Here is an 18,131-nt window from a genome sequence, read left to right on the forward strand (position 1 = left end):
GCCCCATTCCCGCCCGATCGCCCACAGGTCCAGCGCCTCGGCCCCGACCCGGCCGCTCTCGAACCGGGCGATCTGATGGGCCACCGCCATCCGCTGCGGATCGAGCGCGGGCGTGAAGAACCCCGCGACCACCGCCATCGCCACCAGCGCCATGCCGACATTGGCCCGCCGGATCCGCGCGCCCCAGCCCGGACCGGCCAGAACCGACCCGGCATAGGCCAGCCCATAGCCCAGCGCCAGCGCCGCCATCGCCCCGGCCACGACCCGGTCCGGCGTCAGGCCGTATTGCGCGACCCGCAGCCACACCGCCACCCCCGCCAGCGCCGCCAGCACGGGCAGCACCAGCGCCAGGAGTCGGCAGCACCACCAGGTCAGCCCCCCCGGCGCCCACCGCTCGTCGCTGGCATCCAGCCCCGAGGACACCAGCGTCGCCGACCCGAAGGCCATCGCCAGCAGGATCGCCGCCGCCGAGAAATCGCCGAACAGGTTCGACAAGCCCCGGAACGGCAGCGCCGCCAGGAACACCGCCACCACCACCAGCACCACCGGCAAGAGCAGCCGCAGCATTTGCAGCACCAGCTCGGGCGAGACGTATTCCGACAGCTCGTCCACCACCGCCAGCGCCAGCCCCAGCATAAGCCCGCTCAGCAGATAGGGCATCTCGGCGCGGTTCATCAGCCGCTCGATCACGTCGATCCCCACCAGCCCCAGCAGCGCGTTCGACAAAAACAGCACGCCCCAGACCAGGCCCACGAACAGCCAGGCCGCCGCGAACCGGACGACGATCATCCAGGACTGCGTGAACAGCACCGCGTAGTCGGTCGGCCGCCGCCCCGGCCCCAGCCCCGCGATCAGGAAGGGCAGCGCCAGCCCCAGCAGCAACGCAAGACCGATCCAGGGATGGCCCGTGGCCAGAAACCCCGCCACATCGTCGAAACGCAGGCTGGCCCAGGCCATCAGCCCCGCCAGCGGCAGCGCCAGCAGCCCCGCCGCCACCAGCGCGCGGCGCGGCGGCAAGGGGCCGCTCAGCGCCAGCGCGGCGGGAAAGAAGGCAGCCCCCAGGCTGGTGACGAACAGATGCAGCCGCGGCAGCCCGGCCATCCGGTCGGGCAGCACATCCACCAGCAGCCAGGCCGACAACCCGGCCATCAGGCCCAGCAGGCCCAGCCTGACCCGCCCCGACACAAGCGCCGCCCGCACCCCGTCCATCGCCGCCTCCGCCCTGCCATGACTGCCCCGGCGGACCATAGCGCCCGCCCGCCGTGCCGGCCAGTGGCGGCGGCGCAATCAGGCCGGGGCCATCAGGCCGGGACAGCGCCCTCAGGCGGCAGAGCGGCAGATCTCGACGGTGTTGCGGCCCGACGCCTTGGCGGCATAAAGCGCGCGGTCGGCCTGCGCCATCAGGGCATTGACCTCGCCCTCGGGGCTGCCGTCTTCCTCGGGCGGACGCTCGCCGCCAAAGGCCACGCCGATGCTGATCGTCACGCCGATGGCACCCGGCTCGCCGGCAAGGTCCACCGGCCGCGCCTGCACCGCGGTGCGCAGCCGCTCGGCGGTGGCGCAGGCCTGCTCGAACCCGGTCTCGGGCAGCGCCACCATGAATTCCTCGCCGCCGATCCGCGCCACCAGGTCGACCGGGCGCAGGTTGTCCTTCAACCGGCGCGCCACCTCGACCAGAACCGCATCGCCCGCGGCATGGCCATGCTGGTCATTGACCAGCTTGAACCGGTCCAGATCGAGCAGCATCACCGCGTAACCGCGCCCGGTCTCGGCCGCACGCTCGACGATCCGGCCCAGATGCGGCAGCGCATAGCGGCGGTTGAACAGCCCGGTCAGCGGATCGGTCACCGCCAGCCGCAACCCGTCCTCGACCGTCGCCCGCAGCCGGTCGGCCTGCTGCTTGCGGCGCAGCTGGCTACGGATCCGGATCGCCAGTTCCTGCGCATCGACCGGCGCCACGATCAGGTCGTTCGCGCCCAGATCCAGCGCCATCGCCGCGGTCTCGCGCGCCGCCTCGGGCACCACGACCATCACCGCGGCATGGCGCGTCGCGGCATGCGCGCGCAGTTCGGACACCAGCCGCAGCCCCGCCCCCTCGGGGGCAAGCCGCGAATCGACCACGACGACATCAGCCACCGGATGATCCGCCTGCGAATCCAGCGCCTCGGCCCGGGTGATCGTGGCCAGCGTTTCCGACAGCAGCGGCGCCAGCCCCGCCCGCCAGGTCAGCCCGGTGCGCGAATCGGCCGCGATCAGCGCCACCCGGCCCGGCGGGGCAAAGCCCTCGGGCGCCTCGGCAAAGCCCAGCGCGCGATGGGTGCCGTTGCGCAGCGCCAGTTCCTCGGCGGTCTCGCGGGCGCGCAAAAGGTTGCGCACGCGCGCCAGCAGGATCATCTCGTCCAGCGGCTTCGACAGGAACTCGTCCGCGCCCGCTTCCAGCGCGCGCATCTTGACCTCGGCCGCGCGCGCCGCCGTCACCACGATCAACGGGATCGAGGCGGTCTCGGGATGCGCCTTCAGCCTGCGGCACAGCTCCGTCGCCTCCATGTCGGGCAATGCCATGTCCATCAGGATCAGGTCGGGCCGGTCGCGCCGCGCCGCCAACAGGGCCGAGGCGCCGTCGCGGGCCTGAAGCACATCGTAATGCGCCTCGCTCAACCGCACCTTCATCACGATGCGGTTGGTGGCCACGTCGTCGACTATCAGGATCCGCCGGGACATCGGCGCCGCTCCTCTGCCTGAAATATCCGAAACTTTTTACCGACATTTTCGGGGTTCAGTCTTGGGCAGGAAGTGTTAACAAACCCTTTAACGACCCCAGGGGCAACGTTTCACGATGCGGAAATCCGCCGAAACGCTGGCGCTCAACGCGCTGGCATGGCTCGCCGGACAGGACTCGCTTCTGGCGGTCTTCCTCGGCGCCACCGGCGCGACCGAAAACGACCTGCGAAACCGCGCCGACGACCCCGAATTCCTCGCCTCGGTGCTGGATTTCCTGCTGATGGACGATGCCTGGGTGCTGGCCTTCTGCCAGGCCCATGACCTGCCGGGCGCCGCGCTGATGCAGGCGCGCGCCGCCCTGCCCGGCGGCGCCGACCCGCACTGGACCTGAGCGGGCCTGTTGCATCAACGCCGCTGACGCGGCATCACCACGGCAAGCCACGGCACAGGACAGCGCAGGACCATGGGCCCGATCACCGCGATTCTCTTCGACAAGGACGGAACGCTGTTCGATTTCCACGCCTCCTGGGGCGATTGGGCGGCGGAGATGCTCGACCGGCTGGCCGCGGGCGACGGCGCCCGCCACGCCGCCCTCGCCCGCGCGGTGGGATTCGATCCGGACGCGCGGCGCTTTCGCGCCGACAGCATCGCCATCGCCGCCACCGTCGAAGAGGTCGCCCTGCGCCTCCTGCCGCACCTGCCCGCCACCGACCCGGCGCATCTCGTCGATCTGCTGAACAGCCTGGCCGCCCGCGCCCGGATGCGCCCCGCGGTGCCGCTCGCCCCCCTTCTCGACCGGCTCGCCGGGCGCGGCCTCGCGCTGGGCGTGGCGACCAACGACGCCGAAACCCCGACCCGGCGCCACCTCGAAGCGGCCGGAATCGCCGACCGGCTGTGCTTCGTCGCAGGCTATGACAGCGGCCATGGCGCCAAGCCCGGACCGGGCCAGCTGCTCGCCTTCGCCGCCGCCACCGGCCGCCGCCCGGCCGAGGTGCTGATGGTCGGCGACAGCCGACGCGACCTGATCGCTGGCCGCGCCGCCGGCATGGGCACGGTCGGCGTCCTGACCGGCACCGCCGCCGCCGCGGAGCTGGCCGACCTCGCCGATGCCGTGCTGCCCGATATCGGCCACCTGCCCGCGCTGCTCGACCGCATCGCCGCCCGCTAGCGCCGAATCCTGTTTCTTCTTGGCGAAAATACCCATGCCGCGCGTGCCACCCGCGCGCCGGAGCCGGGTCTACAGCCGGATCGCCGAGATCAGCCGCCCGTAATCGGCCTCGCCCGAATGGACCGAGCGGCGATAGGAAAAGAACCGCTCGGCATCGGAATAGGTGCAATGGCGCGTCCAGATCGCCTGGCCGATCCCCGCCCGGCGCAACCGCGCCAGGCCGAAGGCCGGCAGGTCGAACAGCATCCGGTCGCCCGCACCCTGCGCGAAGAACCGCGTATTGCCCGGATCATCGGCCATGAACGCATCCAGGAACTCGGGCCCCACCTCATAGGCGCGCTGGCTGATCGTCGGCCCGATCACCGCCACCATGTCGGCCCGGCGCGCGCCCAGCCGCTCCATCGCGATCAGCGTCGCCTCCAGCACCCCGTCCAGCGCCCCGCGCCAGCCCGCATGGGCGGCACCGATCACCCCGGCCTCGCGGTCGGCGAACAGCACCGGCTGGCAATCGGCCGTCAGCACCGCCAGCGCCAGACCCGGGGTCGCGGTCACGATGGCATCGGCCTGCGCGCGCTCGGCCAGCGGCCCCTCGATCACCGCCACATCGGCCGAATGCACCTGGTGCACCGTGACCAGGTGATCGGCCGCCACGCCCAGCGCCCCCGCCACCCGGGCGCGGTTGATCGCCACCACTTCCGACAGGTCCGACGAGCCCCCGCCGCAATTCAGCCCCTGAAACACACCCGACGACGCCCCGCCCCGCCGGGTAAAGAACCCGTGCCGCAAGGGGGAAAGCATGTCGGAGGTGAGTATCTCCAGCGTCATGGATCAAATCCCGGTGGGGCCGGACTGCCCCGTCCTGTCAGCGCGATCGCCTGGAAGAGCGTTCCCATTTCCTGCGGATGGGTCAAGCGGCGATATGCGGCAATATGCGCATCGCGCGCCACCCCCGTCAGGTTGCGCGCCAGCATCCCGGCCCGCGCCGCGATCCCCAGCCGTTCCAGGAACACCCCCTGCGGCGTCGGCGGCGCCACCGCCACCCCCGCGGCAAGGGCGGCCCGCGACAGCGCCTCGAAATCGACATGGGCGGTCAGATCGGCGTCGCCCGGATGGGCCAGCACCGGCTCCGGGCGATGGGCGCGCACCGCCTGCAAGGTGTCGCCCAGCGAGCGCCAGCCGCCATAATCCACGATCAGCGCCGCGCCGCCATGGGCCGCGATGCGGTCCGCCACCGCCGCGACGATCGCCTCGCCCGGCGCGCAGGTCTCCACGATATCGCCCGGCCGCGTGTCGGCCAGCCGATGCGCCAGCGCGGGCAGGGGCATGGCCGCGGTCAGCCCGAATCCCAGCGCGCCCCCCACCAGCCCCACCTGCCGCTCGCACCAGCCCTCCGCGTCGCGCCGGAACTGGCGGATCGGCAGCGCGTCGAAGAACTCGTTGGCGACCAGGAACAGCGGCGCCTCGGGCAGCGCGTCCACGCTTTCGGCCCAGGTCACCGCATGGCCTGCCAGCACCTCGCGCTGGCGGGCGCGCAACACCGGGGAGGACTCGACCAGATGCACCCGCGCCGCGTCCAGAAACCCCGGCACCGCGCGCGCAGCGCGCAGCGCGTCCGCCATCAGCGTGCCCCGCCCCGGGCCAAGCTCGGCCAGCGTGAAGGGCGCGGGCGACCCGCGGTCCAGCCATGCCTGCGCCAGCCACAGGCCCAGCAGCTCGCCGAACATCTGGCTGATCTCGGGCGCGGTGGTGAAATCGCCCGCCGCCCCGAACGGATCGCGCGTCGCATAATAGCCGTGCCCGGGATGCATCAGGCAGTCCGTCATGAACTCGGCCACGCTGATCGGACCGGCAGACGCGATCCTGCGGGCCAGTTCTGCCGCCAGCGCCGTCACGCGCGCCTGCGCGAGAGCAGCAGGAAGACAAGCCCCAGCGCCACCATCGGCAGCGACAGAAGCTGGCCCATGCTCAACCCCGCCCCGCCCAGATGCACGACATGGCCCAGCGGGTTGTCGGGCGTGATGAATTGCGGATCGGCCTCGCGGAACAGCTCGACGAAGATGCGCGCCAGCCCGTAGCCCAGGAAGAACACCCCCGCCACCGCGCCCGGCCGCCGCAGCGCCCCGCGCGCCCGGACCAGCCAGACCAGCACCAGCCCCAGCAACAGCCCCTCCAGCCCCGCCTCGTAAAGCTGCGAGGGATGGCGCGCACAGGGCATCATGTCCCAGCCCGGGCAGTCCTGCGCAAGATAGCCCGGAAACACCACCGCCCAGGGCAGGTCGGAGGGCCGCCCCCACAGCTCGGCATTGATGAAATTCGCGATCCGCCCGAAGAACAGCCCCACCGGCGTCGCCAGCGCCAGCGCATCGGCCGCCGACAGAAGCGGCACGCCATGGCGTCGCGCGAACAGCACCAGCGCGATACAGACCCCGGCCAGCCCGCCATGGAACGCCATGCCGCCCTGCCAGACCATCGGGATCTCCAGCGGATTGGCGAGGTAATGGCCCGGCTGGTAGAACAGCACGAAGCCCAGCCGCCCGCCCAGGACCACGCCCAGGATGATCCAGGTCAGCAACTCGTCCACCTGCTCGGGGTGCATCGGCGCGCGGCCCTCGGGCCACAGCGCCGGGCGGCGCATGGCCGCGACCACGATCCGCCAGCCGATCAGCAGACCCGCGATATAGGCCAGCGCATACCAGCGCAGCGCGAATTCCAGTCCGAACAGCGAGACCGAGAAGATTTCGTTGCCGATCTCGGGAAAATTCAGAACACCCAGCATGCCCCGCCTCATTGGCCCTTGCGCGGGCGAAGTCAACCTTGAGCTTGCCCCGTCCGCGGGTCATATAGGGGGCAAACGTAAACGCCAGGGGGCGCAGATGCAGACCAGCAACAAGTTTCTCGACGACATGTCGAAGCTGATGACCAACGCCATGGGCGTGGCCCAGGGCGCCAGGGACGAGGCCGAAACCGCGTTCCGCAGCATGATCGACCGCTGGCTCGCGGATCGCGATTTCGTCACGCGCGAGGAATTCGACGCGGTGCGCGCCATGGCCCAGAAGGCCCGCGAGGAGAACGAGGCGCTGAAGGCCCGGATCGAGGCGCTGGAAGCGGGCCGCTGACGGCCCCGCCGCGCGCAGGACAACGCCTTGCCCATGACCATCTTCCGGGACCGGCCGCAGGCCGCGCCTGCCCCTTGGCCGCGCGTCGGTGACCGGCGATGAGGGCGGGCCTGCCCCATGCGATCCCCGGCCAGCGCATCGGGCTTCTGGGCGGGTCGTTCGACCCCGCCCATGAGGGCCACGCCCATATCACCCGGCAGGCGCTGAAACGCTTCGGACTGGACGCGGTCTGGTGGCTTGTCAGCCCCGGCAACCCGCTGAAACCCGAAGGCCCCGCGCCGATGGAGCGCCGCATCGCCGCCGCGCGCCGTGTGATGGACCACCCGCGCGTGACGATCACCGGTATCGAGGCCCGGATCGGCACCCGCTACACCGCCCAGACGCTGGCCCGCCTCAGGGCGCTCTATCCCGGCACGCGCTTCGTCTGGCTGATGGGGGCGGACAACCTGCTGGGCTTTCACCGCTGGGAAAACTGGCGCTCCATCCTCGACAGCGTGCCGGTCGGCGTTCTGGCCCGGCCCGGCCAGGGGCTGGCGAACCGCCAGTCGAGGGCCGCGCTGATCTATGCCCGCCACCGCCTGCCCGCGGAACGGGCCCACAGCCTCGCCACGCGCCACCCGCCTGCCTGGTGCTATCTCAGCCTGCCCAAGATCGACATCTCGTCCTCGCAGATCCGCGCCCGCGGCCAGTGGCAGCGCAGCCCCTGACCTCCCCCGATCTGCGGACTTGCCGGGATGCGGCGGATTTGGTTCACTCTCCGCCATGACATTCGCCCGCACGCCCCTGTCGCGGCGCTGGGTGCTGGCCGGGCTGCTGGCCGGCGCCGCAGGCCCCGTGTTTGCCACCCAGCTTGACCGCAGCCCGCGCCCGCTGGCCCGGCCCGAAGCCGCGCGCCGCGCCGCCGAGGCCGCGCAGATCGTCGCCCGCGCCGGTCTGGGCGAGGCGCAGGTAGGCATCGCGCTGGCCGACACCGCGACGGGCGAGCTGCTCGAGGCGATCAGCCCCGATCTCGCGCTGCCCCCCGCCTCGGTCGCCAAGGCGGTGACCGCGATCTACGCGCTCGACACGCTGGGACCGTCGCACCGCTTCGCCACCCGCATCTTCGCCACCGGCCCGCTTGCGAACGGGCGGCTCGCGGGCGACCTGATCCTTTCGGGCAGCGGCGATCCGGTGCTGGACACCGACATGCTGGGCGATCTGGTCGATGCCCTGCGCGCACGCGGGCTGACCGAAGTCGCGGGCCGCTTCCTCTATCACGAGGGCGCGCTGCCGCAATTCCCCGCGATCGACCCGGCCCAGCCGCCCCATGTCGGCTACAACCCGGCGATCTCGGGGCTGAACCTCAATTTCAACCGCGTCCATTTCGAATGGACCCGGCAGGGCGGCGGTTACAGCGTCACGCTCGATGCCCGCGCGCGCCGCTATGCGCCCCCGGTCGGCGTCGCGCGGATGCAGATCGTGGACCGCGCCGCCCCCGTCTATACCTATTCCTCCAAGGGCGGCGTGGACGAATGGTCGGTGGCGCGCGGCGCGCTGGGCAATGGCGGCGCGCGCTGGCTGCCGGTGCGCCAGCCCGCGCTCTACTGCGCCGAGGTGTTCCACACCCTGGCCCGCGGCGCGGGCATCGCGCTGGCCCGCCCCGAACCGGGCGTCCCCCCGGCCGGGGCCAACCTGCTGGCCGAACATCTGAGCGCGCCGCTCTCGGCCATCCTTCAGGGCATGATGACCCATTCCACCAATGTCACCGCCGAGGCGCTGGGCCTGGCCTCGACGCTGGCCCGCGGCGGACAGCCCGCCTCGCTGGCCGAGTCGGGACAGGCGATGGCGACCTGGCTGGCGGCGCGCACCGGCACGCATGGCCCGCATTTCGTCGATCATTCGGGCCTTGGCGACGCCTCGCGCCTCTCGGCGGCCCAGATGGTGCGCGTGCTGACCGCCGTCGCGCCCGAGGCGCGGCTCAAGGCGCTGATGAAGCCGGTAGAGCTGCGCGATGCCCGGGGCCGCCCGCGCAAGGCCGCCGTCTCGATCCAGGCCAAGACCGGCACGCTGAACTTCGTCTCGGCACTGGCTGGCTATGTCACCAGCCCCGGCGGGCGCGAGCTTGCCTTCGCGATCTTCACCGCCGACACCGCGCGCCGCGCCCGCCTCGGCCCGCAGGAACTCGAACGCCCCAAGGGCGGGCGGAGCTGGCTGACCCGCGCCAGACGGCTTCAGACCGACATGCTGGGCCGCTGGGCCACGCTCTACGTCTGAGCCGCCGTTCAGCAGGGCTGGCGCACCACATAGACCGAGCAATCGGAATGGCGCACGACGCGGGCCGCGTTCGGACCCAGCAGATAGTCGCGCAGATCTGGTTTGTGCGCCCCGATCACGATCAGATCGGATCCCGCCTCGCGCGCGGCATGCAGGATCTCCTCATAGACCTTGCCGGTCGCCACGATATGGCGGACGGCCTTGTTGGCCTCGGCCCCGATGGCCCCGATCACGAACTCGTCCAGCAGCTTGCGCGCCTTGGCCACGGCGCGCTCGTGGAATTCCTTGTCGAAATACTGGCCCACCACGCTCATCCCGAAATCGGGAACGACGGTGATGACATCCAGCCTTGCATCGTCCAGCCGGGCCAGCCGCTCGGCCACGCGCAGCACGCACAGATCGGTGTCGGGCTGGCTGATATCGATCGCACACAGGACAGAAGCAGTCATGCGGAAACCTCCTCGCGACGGGCCCGGCCCAGTTGCGCCCAGGCCACGAGGCCAAGCAGCAGCAGGGTCGGCAGGTAGATCAGTTCCTTGGGCGGTTGCGCCTGCGGCACGCGCAGCGCTGCGATCTCGACCGGCTCGCCGCCATAGAAGTCGAAGGCGCGCAGCGCCTCGGCATAGGGCGTGCCGAACATCGGCTCGTCCAGCACCGCCCGGCCGTCGCGCTCCTCGGGCATCAGGCCCGTCGCCGCCAACCGCGCAGCCCCCCCCGCCGCGTCGCCGACCGTCACGACAAGGCTGGTCTCGCGCGGGGCGAAGGTGTTGAAATCCGGCCCCCGCACGCGCAACCGGATCTCGTCGCCCGGCGCGGCCTCGTCCAGCACCTGTTCCAGCTGCGCAGGCGGCAGGTCGGCAAAGGGCGGTTGCAGCCGGTTGACGAAGAAATCCGGCCGGAACAGGGCAAAGGCAATCACGATCAGCGCAACGCTTTCATACAGACGGTTGCGGGTGATGAACCAGCCCATCGTCCCGGCCGTGAAGATCAGGATCGCCACGGTCGCCACGATGAACACCAGTATCCCCTGTGTCCATGTCACGTCGATCAGCAACAGATCCGTGTTGAAGATGAATACGAAGGGCAACGCCACCGTGCGCAGCGAATAGAAGAAGGCGGTGAAGCCGGTGCGGATCGCATCCCCCCCCGACACCGCGGCGGCGGCAAAGCTGGCCAGCCCCACAGGTGGTGTCACATCGGCCATGATCCCGAAATAGAACACAAACAGATGCACCGCGATCAGCGGCACGATCAGCCCCGATTGCGCGCCAAGCTGCACCACCACCCCCGCCATCAGCGAGGAGACGACGATGTAATTCGCCGTGGTCGGCAGCCCCATCCCCAGGATCAGCGACAGGATCGCCACGAAGACCAGCATCAGGATCAGGTTGCCGCCCGAGACGAACTCGACCAGGTCGGCCATCACCTGCCCGATCCCGGTCAGCGTGACGGTGCCCACGATCACCCCCGCCGTGGCGGTGGCCAGCGCGATGCCGATCATGTTGCGCGCCCCCGCGATCAGCCCGCCGATCAGGTCGCGAAAGCCCGCAATCGCCGCAGGCCCCGTTTCGCGCCCGCCGCGGAACAGCGCCTTCAGCGGGCGCTGCGTGACCAGGATCGCGAACAGCAGCATCGTCGCCCAGAAGGCCGACAGGCCGGGCGATTTCTGCTCGATCATCAGGAAATAGACCAGCACGACGATCGGCAGCAGGAAATACAGCCCGCTCTTGTAGATCTCGGACACCACCGGCAGCCGCAGATCCTCGGAATCGGGATCGTCGGGCTCCAGGTCGGGCACGGTCGCGGCCAGCGCCAGCAGCCCGACATAGGCGACAAATACCAGCCCCGCCAGCACCCAGCCCGCCCCCTCGGGCACCAGCGCCACGACCCAGCCCACGGGATATTGCACCAGGTAGCACAGCGCCGCGAAGCCCGCGAAGAAGGCGAACATGCCGCCCACCGTGCGCCCCAGCGACACCACCCGGTCGCCCAGCGCGGGCATGTTCCGCTTCACCGCCTCCAGATGGACGATATAGACCAGCGCGATATACGAGATCATCGCGGGCAGGAAGGCATGGGTGATGACCTCGACATAGGAGATCCCCACATATTCCACCATCAGGAAGGCCGCCGCCCCCATCACGGGCGGCATGATCTGGCCATTGACCGAACTGGCCACCTCGACCGCGCCGGCCCGCTCGGGCGTGAAGCCCACCCGCTTCATCAAGGGGATCGTGAAGGTGCCGGTGGTCACCACATTGGCAATCGACGAGCCCGAGATCAGCCCGGTCGCCGCCGAGCCCACAACCGCCGCCTTGGCCGGGCCGCCCCGCAGATGCCCCAGCGCGCCAAACGCCATCTTGATGAAGTAATTGCCCGCCCCCGCCTTGTCCAGGAGCGCGCCGAACAGCACGAACAGGAAGACAAAGCGCGTCGATACCCCCAGCGCGATGCCGAACACCCCCTCGGCCGTGATCCACATATGGCTCATCGCCTTCTGCAGGCTCGCGCCCTTCCACTGGATCACGTCGGGCACCCAACTGCCTGACCCGAAGAAGACATATAGCAGGAAGATCGTCGCGATCGCCGCCATCGCGGGGCCCAGCGCCCGGCGCGCCGCCTCGAACAGCAGCACGAGGCCCGCCAGCGCGACCCATTTGTCGGTATCGTCCGCCAACCCGCCCGAGCGCACGATCTTGTCGTAGAAGAACACCCCGTAAAGCGCGACGAACGCCCCCGCACCCGCGAGGATCCAGTCCTGGACGGGGATGCTGCGCCGCGGGCTCGATTTCAGCGCGGGATAGGCGCAGAACGCCAGGAACATCGCGAAGGACAGGTGGATCTGGCGCGAATTGTTGATGATGTCGCTGGGCAGCAGGACATTCGCCATCGGCGAGGCCAGCACCACCTGGAACAGCGACCAGCACAGCGCCACCGCCGCCAGGAACAGCCCCACCACGCCCGCCGGGTTTCGCGCCCCCGAATCCGAGGCCGCGACAAGCTGTTGCAATTCCTCTTCGCTGAGCGCGCGGCCGCCGCCACCGGTTCTCGCCATGGCATTCCGTCTCCCGGCTGGGCCGCGGGCGGGCCGCGGCATGTCGTTCACCGGCGCTGTTGCCGCGCCTTGGGGGCCGGGGCATATCCGCGCCCCGGCCCGTCGATCATGGCAGAACCGTTTACTCGATCCAGCCCTTTTCGCGGTAATAGCGCGCCGCCCCGTCATGCAGCGGTGCGCTCAGGCCGTCGGCGATCATTTCCTCGGGCTTCAGATCGGCAAAGGCCGGGTGCAGGCTGGTGAATTCCTCGAAATTCTCGAACACCGCCTTGACCAGCACATAGACCGCCTCCTCGGACACATCGGCCGAGGTCACGAAGGTCGCGCCCACCCCGAAGGTCTGCACATCCGCGTCGGTGCCGCGATACATCCCGCCCGGGATCGTGGCGTGACGATAATAGGGGCGCTCCTCGATCAGCGTCCCGATCGCCTCGCCCGCAACATTGACCAGAACCGAGTCGCAGGCCGTCGTCGCCTCCTGGATCGAGCCCGAGGGGTGGCCGACCGTGTAGACCATCGCGTCGATCTGGTTGTCGCACAGCGCCTGGCTCTGTTCCGCGGGGCGCAGCTCGGCGGCCAGGGCGAAATCGGCACTGGTCCAGCCCAGCGCCTCCATCACCACTTCCATCGTGCCGCGCTGGCCGGAGCCGGGATTGCCGACATTCACCCGCTTGCCCTTGAGATCCTCGAAATTCGCGATCCCGGCATCGGCACGGGCGACCACGGTGAACGGCTCGGGATGCAGCGCAAAGACCGCGCGCAGCCCCTCGAACGGGCCGTCAGCCTCGAAATTCTCGGAGCTGCCATTGTAGGAATGGAACTGCCAGTCCGACTGCACCACGCCGAATTCCAGCTCGCCCGCGCGCAGGGTCTTGAGGTTGTAGACCGACCCGCCCGTGGATTCGACAGAACAGCGGATGCCATGCTCGCGCCGGTCCTTGTTGACCAGACGGCAGATCGCGCCGCCCGCGGGGTAATAGACGCCGGTCACGCCGCCGGTGCCGATGGTGATGAATTCCTCGGCGGCCACGGGGGCGGCCATCGCGCTCAGCGCGGCGGCAGCCGCGGTCAGTTTCAGCTTTGCAAGCATCAAGGATACTCCCTTCGTTGGATTTGGTTTGCTTCTTGGTCTTCGCTCACGCGCTCCAGAGTTCGTCCAGGCTGTGACCGCGCTCTTCCACCTCTTCGATCCGGGCCTTGGCCTTTGGCCCCGCCCGGGCCGCCATCATCCCGATGATGGTCTCGGCCAGCACCAGGCTTGCGGCATAGGACGAAAAGAAATGTGGGCTTTCCGAGGGCAGGATGAAACCCTGATCGGCCCATTTCAACGCCGGGCAGGCATGGGTATCGGTGATGACCACCACATAGGCCCCGCGCTCGTGCCCCATCCCGGCGGCCAGGATCGACCGCCGCGCATAGGGCGGCTTGGTCAGCACGACCAGCGCATCGGCCGCCGTCAGGTCGGCCATCGCACTTGCCAGCGACGCCCCCATCCGTCCCGCCAGCCGCCAGTTCGCGGCAAGGTAATTGCCCATATAGGCCATGTATTCGACGATCCCGGTCGAGCCAAGCGCGCCGAACAGCACCACCTGGCGCGCGCCATGCAGCCGCTCGACCGTCGCTTCCAGCCTGTCGGGGTCGATCAGCCGGGTCATCGCCTCGATATTCGACGCGCAGGCGCTGGCCTGCCGCATCAGGAAGGGCGGCCGCTCGCCCGCCCCAGCATCGGCCTGCAAGCGGCGCACCCGCTCGGAGAAACTGACATAGCGCCGCCCGACCGCGTTGCGGGACAGCTCCCGCATCTCCTCGTAGCTGGCAAAGCCCAGCGCGCGTGCCAGCCGCGAGAACGTCGCCGGCGCCAGACCCGACGAGGCCGAAATCGCGCGCAGCGAGCGCGTCGCCACATCCACCGGGTGCCCCGCGACGTAATCGGCGGCATCGCGCAGCTTGGCGCTGAGCCTGCCGTATTCCGCGGCGATCTTGTCCTCGATGGATGGACCGTCCGGCATCCGCACCCCTGTCAGATTCGCTGAAACATAACGTTTCAACCGTTTTGCGCGTTGTCAATTCCTGAAACGTCTGTTTCACTTTTGCGGTGAACCATTCCCCGCGACTCGCGTCCGAAAGCCCCCATGTCCCACATCTTCCCCCGCAACTCCCGCGCCCGCCTGCCCGTCATCGACCACGGCGACGACGTCTATCTCGTTGATACGACTGGCAAACGCTATCTCGACGGATCCGGCGGAGCGGCGGTGTCCTGCCTTGGCCATTCCGATGCGGCGGTGACCGCGGCGATCAGGGCGCAACTCGACCGCGTGGCCTTTGCCCATACCGGCTTCTTCACCTCCGACCCCGCCGAGCGGCTGGCCGACGCGCTGATCGCGCACGCGCCCGAGGGGCTGGACCGGGTCTATCTCGTCTCCGGCGGGTCCGAGGCGGTCGAGGCCGCGCTGAAACTCGCCCGCCAATACGCGCTGGAAACCGGCCAGCCCGCCCGCCACCGGGTCATCGCAAGACGGCAAAGCTATCACGGCAACACGCTGGGCGCGCTGGCCACCGGCGGCAACATGTGGCGGCGCGAACCCTTTGCGCCCCTGATGATCGAGACCACCCATATCGCGCCCTGCTACGCCTATCGCGGCCAGGCCGAGGACGAAGGCGCATTCGACTACGGCCAGCGCGTCGCCAACGAGCTGGAGGCCGAGATCCTCCGCCTCGGCCCCGAAACCGTGCTGGCCTTCGTTGCCGAACCCGTCGTCGGCGCCACGCTGGGCGCGGTGCCCGCCGTCGAGGGCTATTTCCGCCGAATCCGAGCGATTTGCAATACTTACGGCGTGTTGTTGATCCTGGACGAGGTGATGTGCGGCATGGGCCGCACCGGCACGCTGTTCGCCTGCACCCAGGACGGTATCGCCCCCGACATCCTGACCATCGCCAAGGGGCTGGGCGCGGGCTATCAGCCGGTCGGCGCGATGCTGTGCACCGCCGCGATCCATGACGCCATCGCCGAAGGCTCCGGCTTCTTCCAGCACGGCCACACCTATATGGGCCACCCGGTCGCCGCCGCCGCCGCGCTGGCGGTGCTGGGGCGGCTGACCGATGACGGTCTGGTTGCCCGCGCCCGGACCATGGGCGCCCGCCTGCGCACCGCACTCAAGGACGCCTTCGGCCAGCACCCCCATATCGGCGACATCCGCGGCCGGGGCCTGTTCCTCGGGCTCGAAATCGTCGCGGATCGCGAGACGAAACAGCCCTTCGACCCCGCCCGCAAGCTGCACGCCCGCCTCAAGGCCGCCGCCTTCGAGGCCGGGCTGATCTGCTACCCGATGGGCGGCACGATCGACGGGCGGCAGGGCGACCATGTGCTCCTGGCACCGCCCTTCATCCTGGAAGACACCCATATCGACGAGATCGTGACCAAGTTGGGCACCGCGCTGGCGCAAAGCCTCTAGGCCTCAGGGCGCGATCCCCAGCGGCAGCAGGATCGGCAACAGCGTCACCGACACGACCAGCGTGACCAGGGTGAACGGCGTGCCGATCCGTACGAAATCCATGAACCGGTATCCCCCCGGCGCCAGCACCAGCAGGTTCACCGGCGAAGAGACCGGCGTCATGAACGCAGTCGAGGCCGCCAGCGCCACGCACATCGCGAACGGATAGGGCGAGGCGCCCAGCCCCTGCGCAATCGCCAGCGCGACGGGCGCCATCAACACCGCCGTCGCCGTGTTCGAGATGAACAGGCTCAATGTCGTCGTCGCGATGAACAGCGCCGCCAGCAGCAGCCGCGGCTCGCCCGGCCCGATCAGCTCAAGCGCCGCATTGGCCACCAGATCGACCCCGCCCGTGCGCTGCAAGGCCAGCGCAAAGGGCATCATTCCGGCGATCAGCACCAGCGTCTGCCAGCTGATCGCCCGATAGCCCGACCGCGTGTCCATCACCCCGAACAGCCCCAGCGCCAGACAGCCCAGCAACGCGGCCTGCGCATTCGGCACCACCCCCGTCGCCATCGCCGCCACCACGCCCAGCAGAACGGCCACCGCAATCGGCGCGCGGCGCCGCTCGGGCACGAATTCCTCCGCCTCCTCGGGCAGGTCCAGCAGCACCAGATCGCGCCGCTGCCCGGCCAGCGGACGGATCACCCGCCACGGCCCGGCCAGCAGCAGAGTGTCCCCCTCGCGCAGCGCATTGTCCGGGGCGGGACCGGGCAGCACCTCCTGCCCGCGCCGAACCGCGATCACCGACACCCCCAGCACCTCGCGCATCCGTGCCGCGGCAGGCGAACGACCGGCAAAGGCCGACCCGGGCGGCACCATCGCTTCGACCAGCCCGTATTCCCGCCCCGGCCGCGCCAGATCCCGCCCCCTCAGCGGCAGCAGGTTCAGCCCGTTGCCCGCGGCAAACGCCGCCGCGTCGAACCCTTCGCCGACCACGCCCAGCCACAGGATGTCCTGCGCCTGCAGCCGGGTTGCCGCCACCGGCTCGACCAGTTCGGCGCCCAGCCGCCCGCGCCGCTCGATCGCGACCACCGTGATCCCGGCCCGCGCGGGCAGGTCCAGCGCATCCAGGCTCTGCCCCGCCAGCACCGAGCCCGCGCCGACCTGCAACCGCGCCAGCCGCCCGTCCGGGGCATAGCTCGCCGCCAGATCCCGCATCCGCAGACGGCGCGGCGGCGGCGCGTCCTCCCCCCTCGTCAGCCAGCCCCGCACCGCCAGCATGTAAAGGATCGCCAGAACCAGAATCGGCAATCCGAACGGGGTAAAGGCGAAGAACCCGAATCCCTCATGCCCCTCGCGCACCAGCGCGGCGTTCACGACCATGTTGGGCGGCGTGGCGACCAGCGTCAGCATCCCGCTGATCAGCGCCGCCATCGACAGGGGCATCATCAGCCGCCCCACCGCCACCCGCGCCGCACGCGCGATACGCAGCACGATGGGCACGAAGATCGCGACGACGCCGGTGGAACTCATCACCGCGCTCAGCCCGGCCGCGGCCAGCATCAGAAAGGCGATCAACCGCGTCTCGCGCCCGCCCGCGGCCCGCACCATCCGGTCGCCGATCCATTGCGCGACCCCCGTGCGCACCAGCGCATCGCCGATCACGAACAGCGCGGCAATCAGGATCACGGAAGGGTCGGAAAAGCCCGACAGCGCCTCGGGCACCGACACGACGCCGGTAAAGGGCAGCACCGCCACCAGCATCAGCGCGACCGCATCCATCCGCGGCCTTCCCAGCGCGAACAGCACCAGCGCCACCACCAGCAGCCCCAGGATCATCACCAGTTCGCCCGTCATCGCCGCCCCCGCCTGCCCGTCCCGCACCGCTGGCCGGGCAGGCTCAGGCGCTGTCTACCGCCTTGCACCCGCCCGCATCAACCGCGCGCCCGGGGCACGCCCTCAGAAAAAGCTCTGCGGGTCGATATCGACCACCAGCCGCACCTGCGCGGGCAGCTTCACGGGGGCCAGCCAGTCGCGGATCGCCGCCTGAAGGGGCGCGCCCTTGGCCGCCTTGACCAGCAGCCGCACCCGATGGCGGCCGCGGATCCGCGCGATCGGTGCGGGCGCGGGGCCGTAAATCTGCGCGCCGATCCGGCGCAGCGCCGCATCGTTGCGCGCCAGATGGGTGCCCAGATCGAAGGCTGCCCGCGCCTCGGGTGCCGAAAGGATGATCCCCGCCAGCCGCCCATAGGGCGGCATCCCCGCCGCGCGCCGCTCGGCCGCCTCGGCCCGCCAGAACCCCTCCTCGTCGCCGGTCAGGATCGCGCGGATCACCGGATGCTCGGGCTGAAAGGTCTGCAACAGCGCCACGCCCTGCTCGCCCC

The 18,131-nt window shown here is 70.2% G+C and carries 16 protein-coding genes and 1 pseudogene; 6 read left to right on the top strand and 11 right to left on the bottom strand.

The window, feature by feature from the left end; all coding sequences use genetic code 11:
• A partial coding sequence (locus ENN83_RS10135; protein WP_287186595.1) for a DUF4153 domain-containing protein occupies window positions 1–1,209 on the bottom strand: 1,209 nt, incomplete at its 3' end.
• 111 nt (window positions 1,210–1,320) lie between these two features.
• Window positions 1,321–2,721 (bottom strand): diguanylate cyclase, encoded by a 1,401-nt coding sequence (locus tag ENN83_RS10140; protein WP_287186596.1) that lies wholly within the window; start codon window positions 2,719–2,721, stop codon window positions 1,321–1,323.
• A 115-nt stretch (window positions 2,722–2,836) separates the two neighbouring features.
• Here ENN83_RS10140 and ENN83_RS10145 point away from each other — a divergent pair, with 115 nt between their 5' ends.
• Both ENN83_RS10145 and ENN83_RS10150 read left to right on the top strand, forming a co-directional pair.
• Complete coding sequence (locus tag ENN83_RS10145; RefSeq protein WP_287186598.1) at window positions 2,837–3,112, top strand: DUF3572 domain-containing protein; 276 nt, start codon at window positions 2,837–2,839, stop codon at window positions 3,110–3,112.
• Between the two features lie 72 nt (window positions 3,113–3,184).
• Entirely contained in the window at window positions 3,185–3,889 is a 705-nt protein-coding gene (locus ENN83_RS10150; RefSeq protein ID WP_287186601.1) for an HAD family hydrolase, read from the top strand.
• A 69-nt stretch (window positions 3,890–3,958) separates the two neighbouring features.
• Here the strand turns inward: ENN83_RS10150 and pgeF are convergent, their stop codons facing one another.
• From pgeF to lgt, 3 genes are read right to left on the bottom strand one after another with little or no spacing between them, the layout of a single operon-like run.
• Window positions 3,959–4,714, bottom strand: coding sequence for a peptidoglycan editing factor PgeF (gene pgeF / locus ENN83_RS10155; RefSeq protein WP_287186603.1), 756 nt, complete (start codon window positions 4,712–4,714; stop codon window positions 3,959–3,961).
• On the bottom strand, window positions 4,711–5,781 hold the full coding sequence (locus ENN83_RS10160) for a class I SAM-dependent methyltransferase (protein WP_287186606.1): 1,071 nt from the start codon (window positions 5,779–5,781) through the stop codon (window positions 4,711–4,713). The genes pgeF and ENN83_RS10160 overlap by 4 nt, the downstream gene beginning before the upstream one ends.
• Window positions 5,778–6,665: a prolipoprotein diacylglyceryl transferase gene (gene lgt / locus ENN83_RS10165; RefSeq protein ID WP_287186609.1), complete on the bottom strand. Its 888-nt coding sequence runs from the start codon at window positions 6,663–6,665 to the stop codon at window positions 5,778–5,780. Before lgt ends, ENN83_RS10160 begins: the two co-directional genes overlap by 4 nt.
• 97 nt (window positions 6,666–6,762) lie before the next feature.
• On the opposite strand from lgt, the gene ENN83_RS10170 reads away from it, so the two are divergent.
• The 3 genes from ENN83_RS10170 to dacB all read left to right on the top strand — a co-directional run bounded on the left by ENN83_RS10170 (window position 6,763) and on the right by dacB (window position 9,258).
• On the top strand, window positions 6,763–7,005 hold the full coding sequence (locus ENN83_RS10170; protein ID WP_287186612.1) for an accessory factor UbiK family protein: 243 nt from the start codon (window positions 6,763–6,765) through the stop codon (window positions 7,003–7,005).
• A gap of 98 nt (window positions 7,006–7,103) precedes the next feature.
• A complete protein-coding gene (locus ENN83_RS10175; protein WP_287186615.1) occupies window positions 7,104–7,712 on the top strand; it encodes a nicotinate-nucleotide adenylyltransferase in 609 nt (202 codons plus the stop codon).
• Window positions 7,713–7,767: 55 nt separating this feature from the next.
• Window positions 7,768–9,258 carry a D-alanyl-D-alanine carboxypeptidase/D-alanyl-D-alanine endopeptidase gene (gene dacB, locus ENN83_RS10180; RefSeq protein ID WP_287186617.1) on the top strand — a complete coding sequence of 497 codons (1,491 nt, stop codon included), beginning with the start codon at window positions 7,768–7,770 and terminating at the stop codon, window positions 9,256–9,258.
• Between the two features lie 8 nt (window positions 9,259–9,266).
• On the opposite strand, the gene ENN83_RS10185 is transcribed toward dacB, so the two are convergent.
• The 4 genes from ENN83_RS10185 to ENN83_RS10200 all read right to left on the bottom strand — a co-directional run bounded on the left by ENN83_RS10185 (window position 9,267) and on the right by ENN83_RS10200 (window position 14,322).
• Window positions 9,267–9,707, bottom strand: coding sequence for a universal stress protein (locus tag ENN83_RS10185; protein WP_287186620.1), 441 nt, complete (start codon window positions 9,705–9,707; stop codon window positions 9,267–9,269).
• Window positions 9,704–12,313 (bottom strand): TRAP transporter permease, encoded by a 2,610-nt coding sequence (locus tag ENN83_RS10190; RefSeq protein ID WP_287186622.1) that lies wholly within the window; start codon window positions 12,311–12,313, stop codon window positions 9,704–9,706. Before ENN83_RS10190 ends, ENN83_RS10185 begins: the two co-directional genes overlap by 4 nt.
• A gap of 121 nt (window positions 12,314–12,434) precedes the next feature.
• Window positions 12,435–13,403 carry a TAXI family TRAP transporter solute-binding subunit gene (locus ENN83_RS10195; protein WP_287186623.1) on the bottom strand — a complete coding sequence of 323 codons (969 nt, stop codon included), beginning with the start codon at window positions 13,401–13,403 and terminating at the stop codon, window positions 12,435–12,437.
• 46 nt (window positions 13,404–13,449) lie between these two features.
• Window positions 13,450–14,322: a MurR/RpiR family transcriptional regulator gene (locus ENN83_RS10200; RefSeq protein WP_287186625.1), complete on the bottom strand. Its 873-nt coding sequence runs from the start codon at window positions 14,320–14,322 to the stop codon at window positions 13,450–13,452.
• Window positions 14,323–14,445: 123 nt separating this feature from the next.
• Between ENN83_RS10200 and ENN83_RS10205 the strand changes: the two genes are divergently transcribed.
• Window positions 14,446–15,765, top strand: coding sequence for an aspartate aminotransferase family protein (locus ENN83_RS10205; RefSeq protein WP_287186627.1), 1,320 nt, complete (start codon window positions 14,446–14,448; stop codon window positions 15,763–15,765).
• Between the two features lie 3 nt (window positions 15,766–15,768).
• On the opposite strand, the gene ENN83_RS10210 is transcribed toward ENN83_RS10205, so the two are convergent.
• Window positions 15,769–17,604 (bottom strand): SLC13 family permease, encoded by a 1,836-nt coding sequence (locus tag ENN83_RS10210; RefSeq protein WP_287186629.1) that lies wholly within the window; start codon window positions 17,602–17,604, stop codon window positions 15,769–15,771.
• A gap of 102 nt (window positions 17,605–17,706) precedes the next feature.
• A pseudogene (locus tag ENN83_RS10215) lies at window positions 17,707–18,131 on the bottom strand (primosomal protein N'); the annotation flags it as partial.

Source organism: Rhodovulum sp. (assembly GCF_011048875.1).
GTDB lineage: Bacteria > Pseudomonadota > Alphaproteobacteria > Rhodobacterales > Rhodobacteraceae > Rhodovulum > Rhodovulum tesquicola.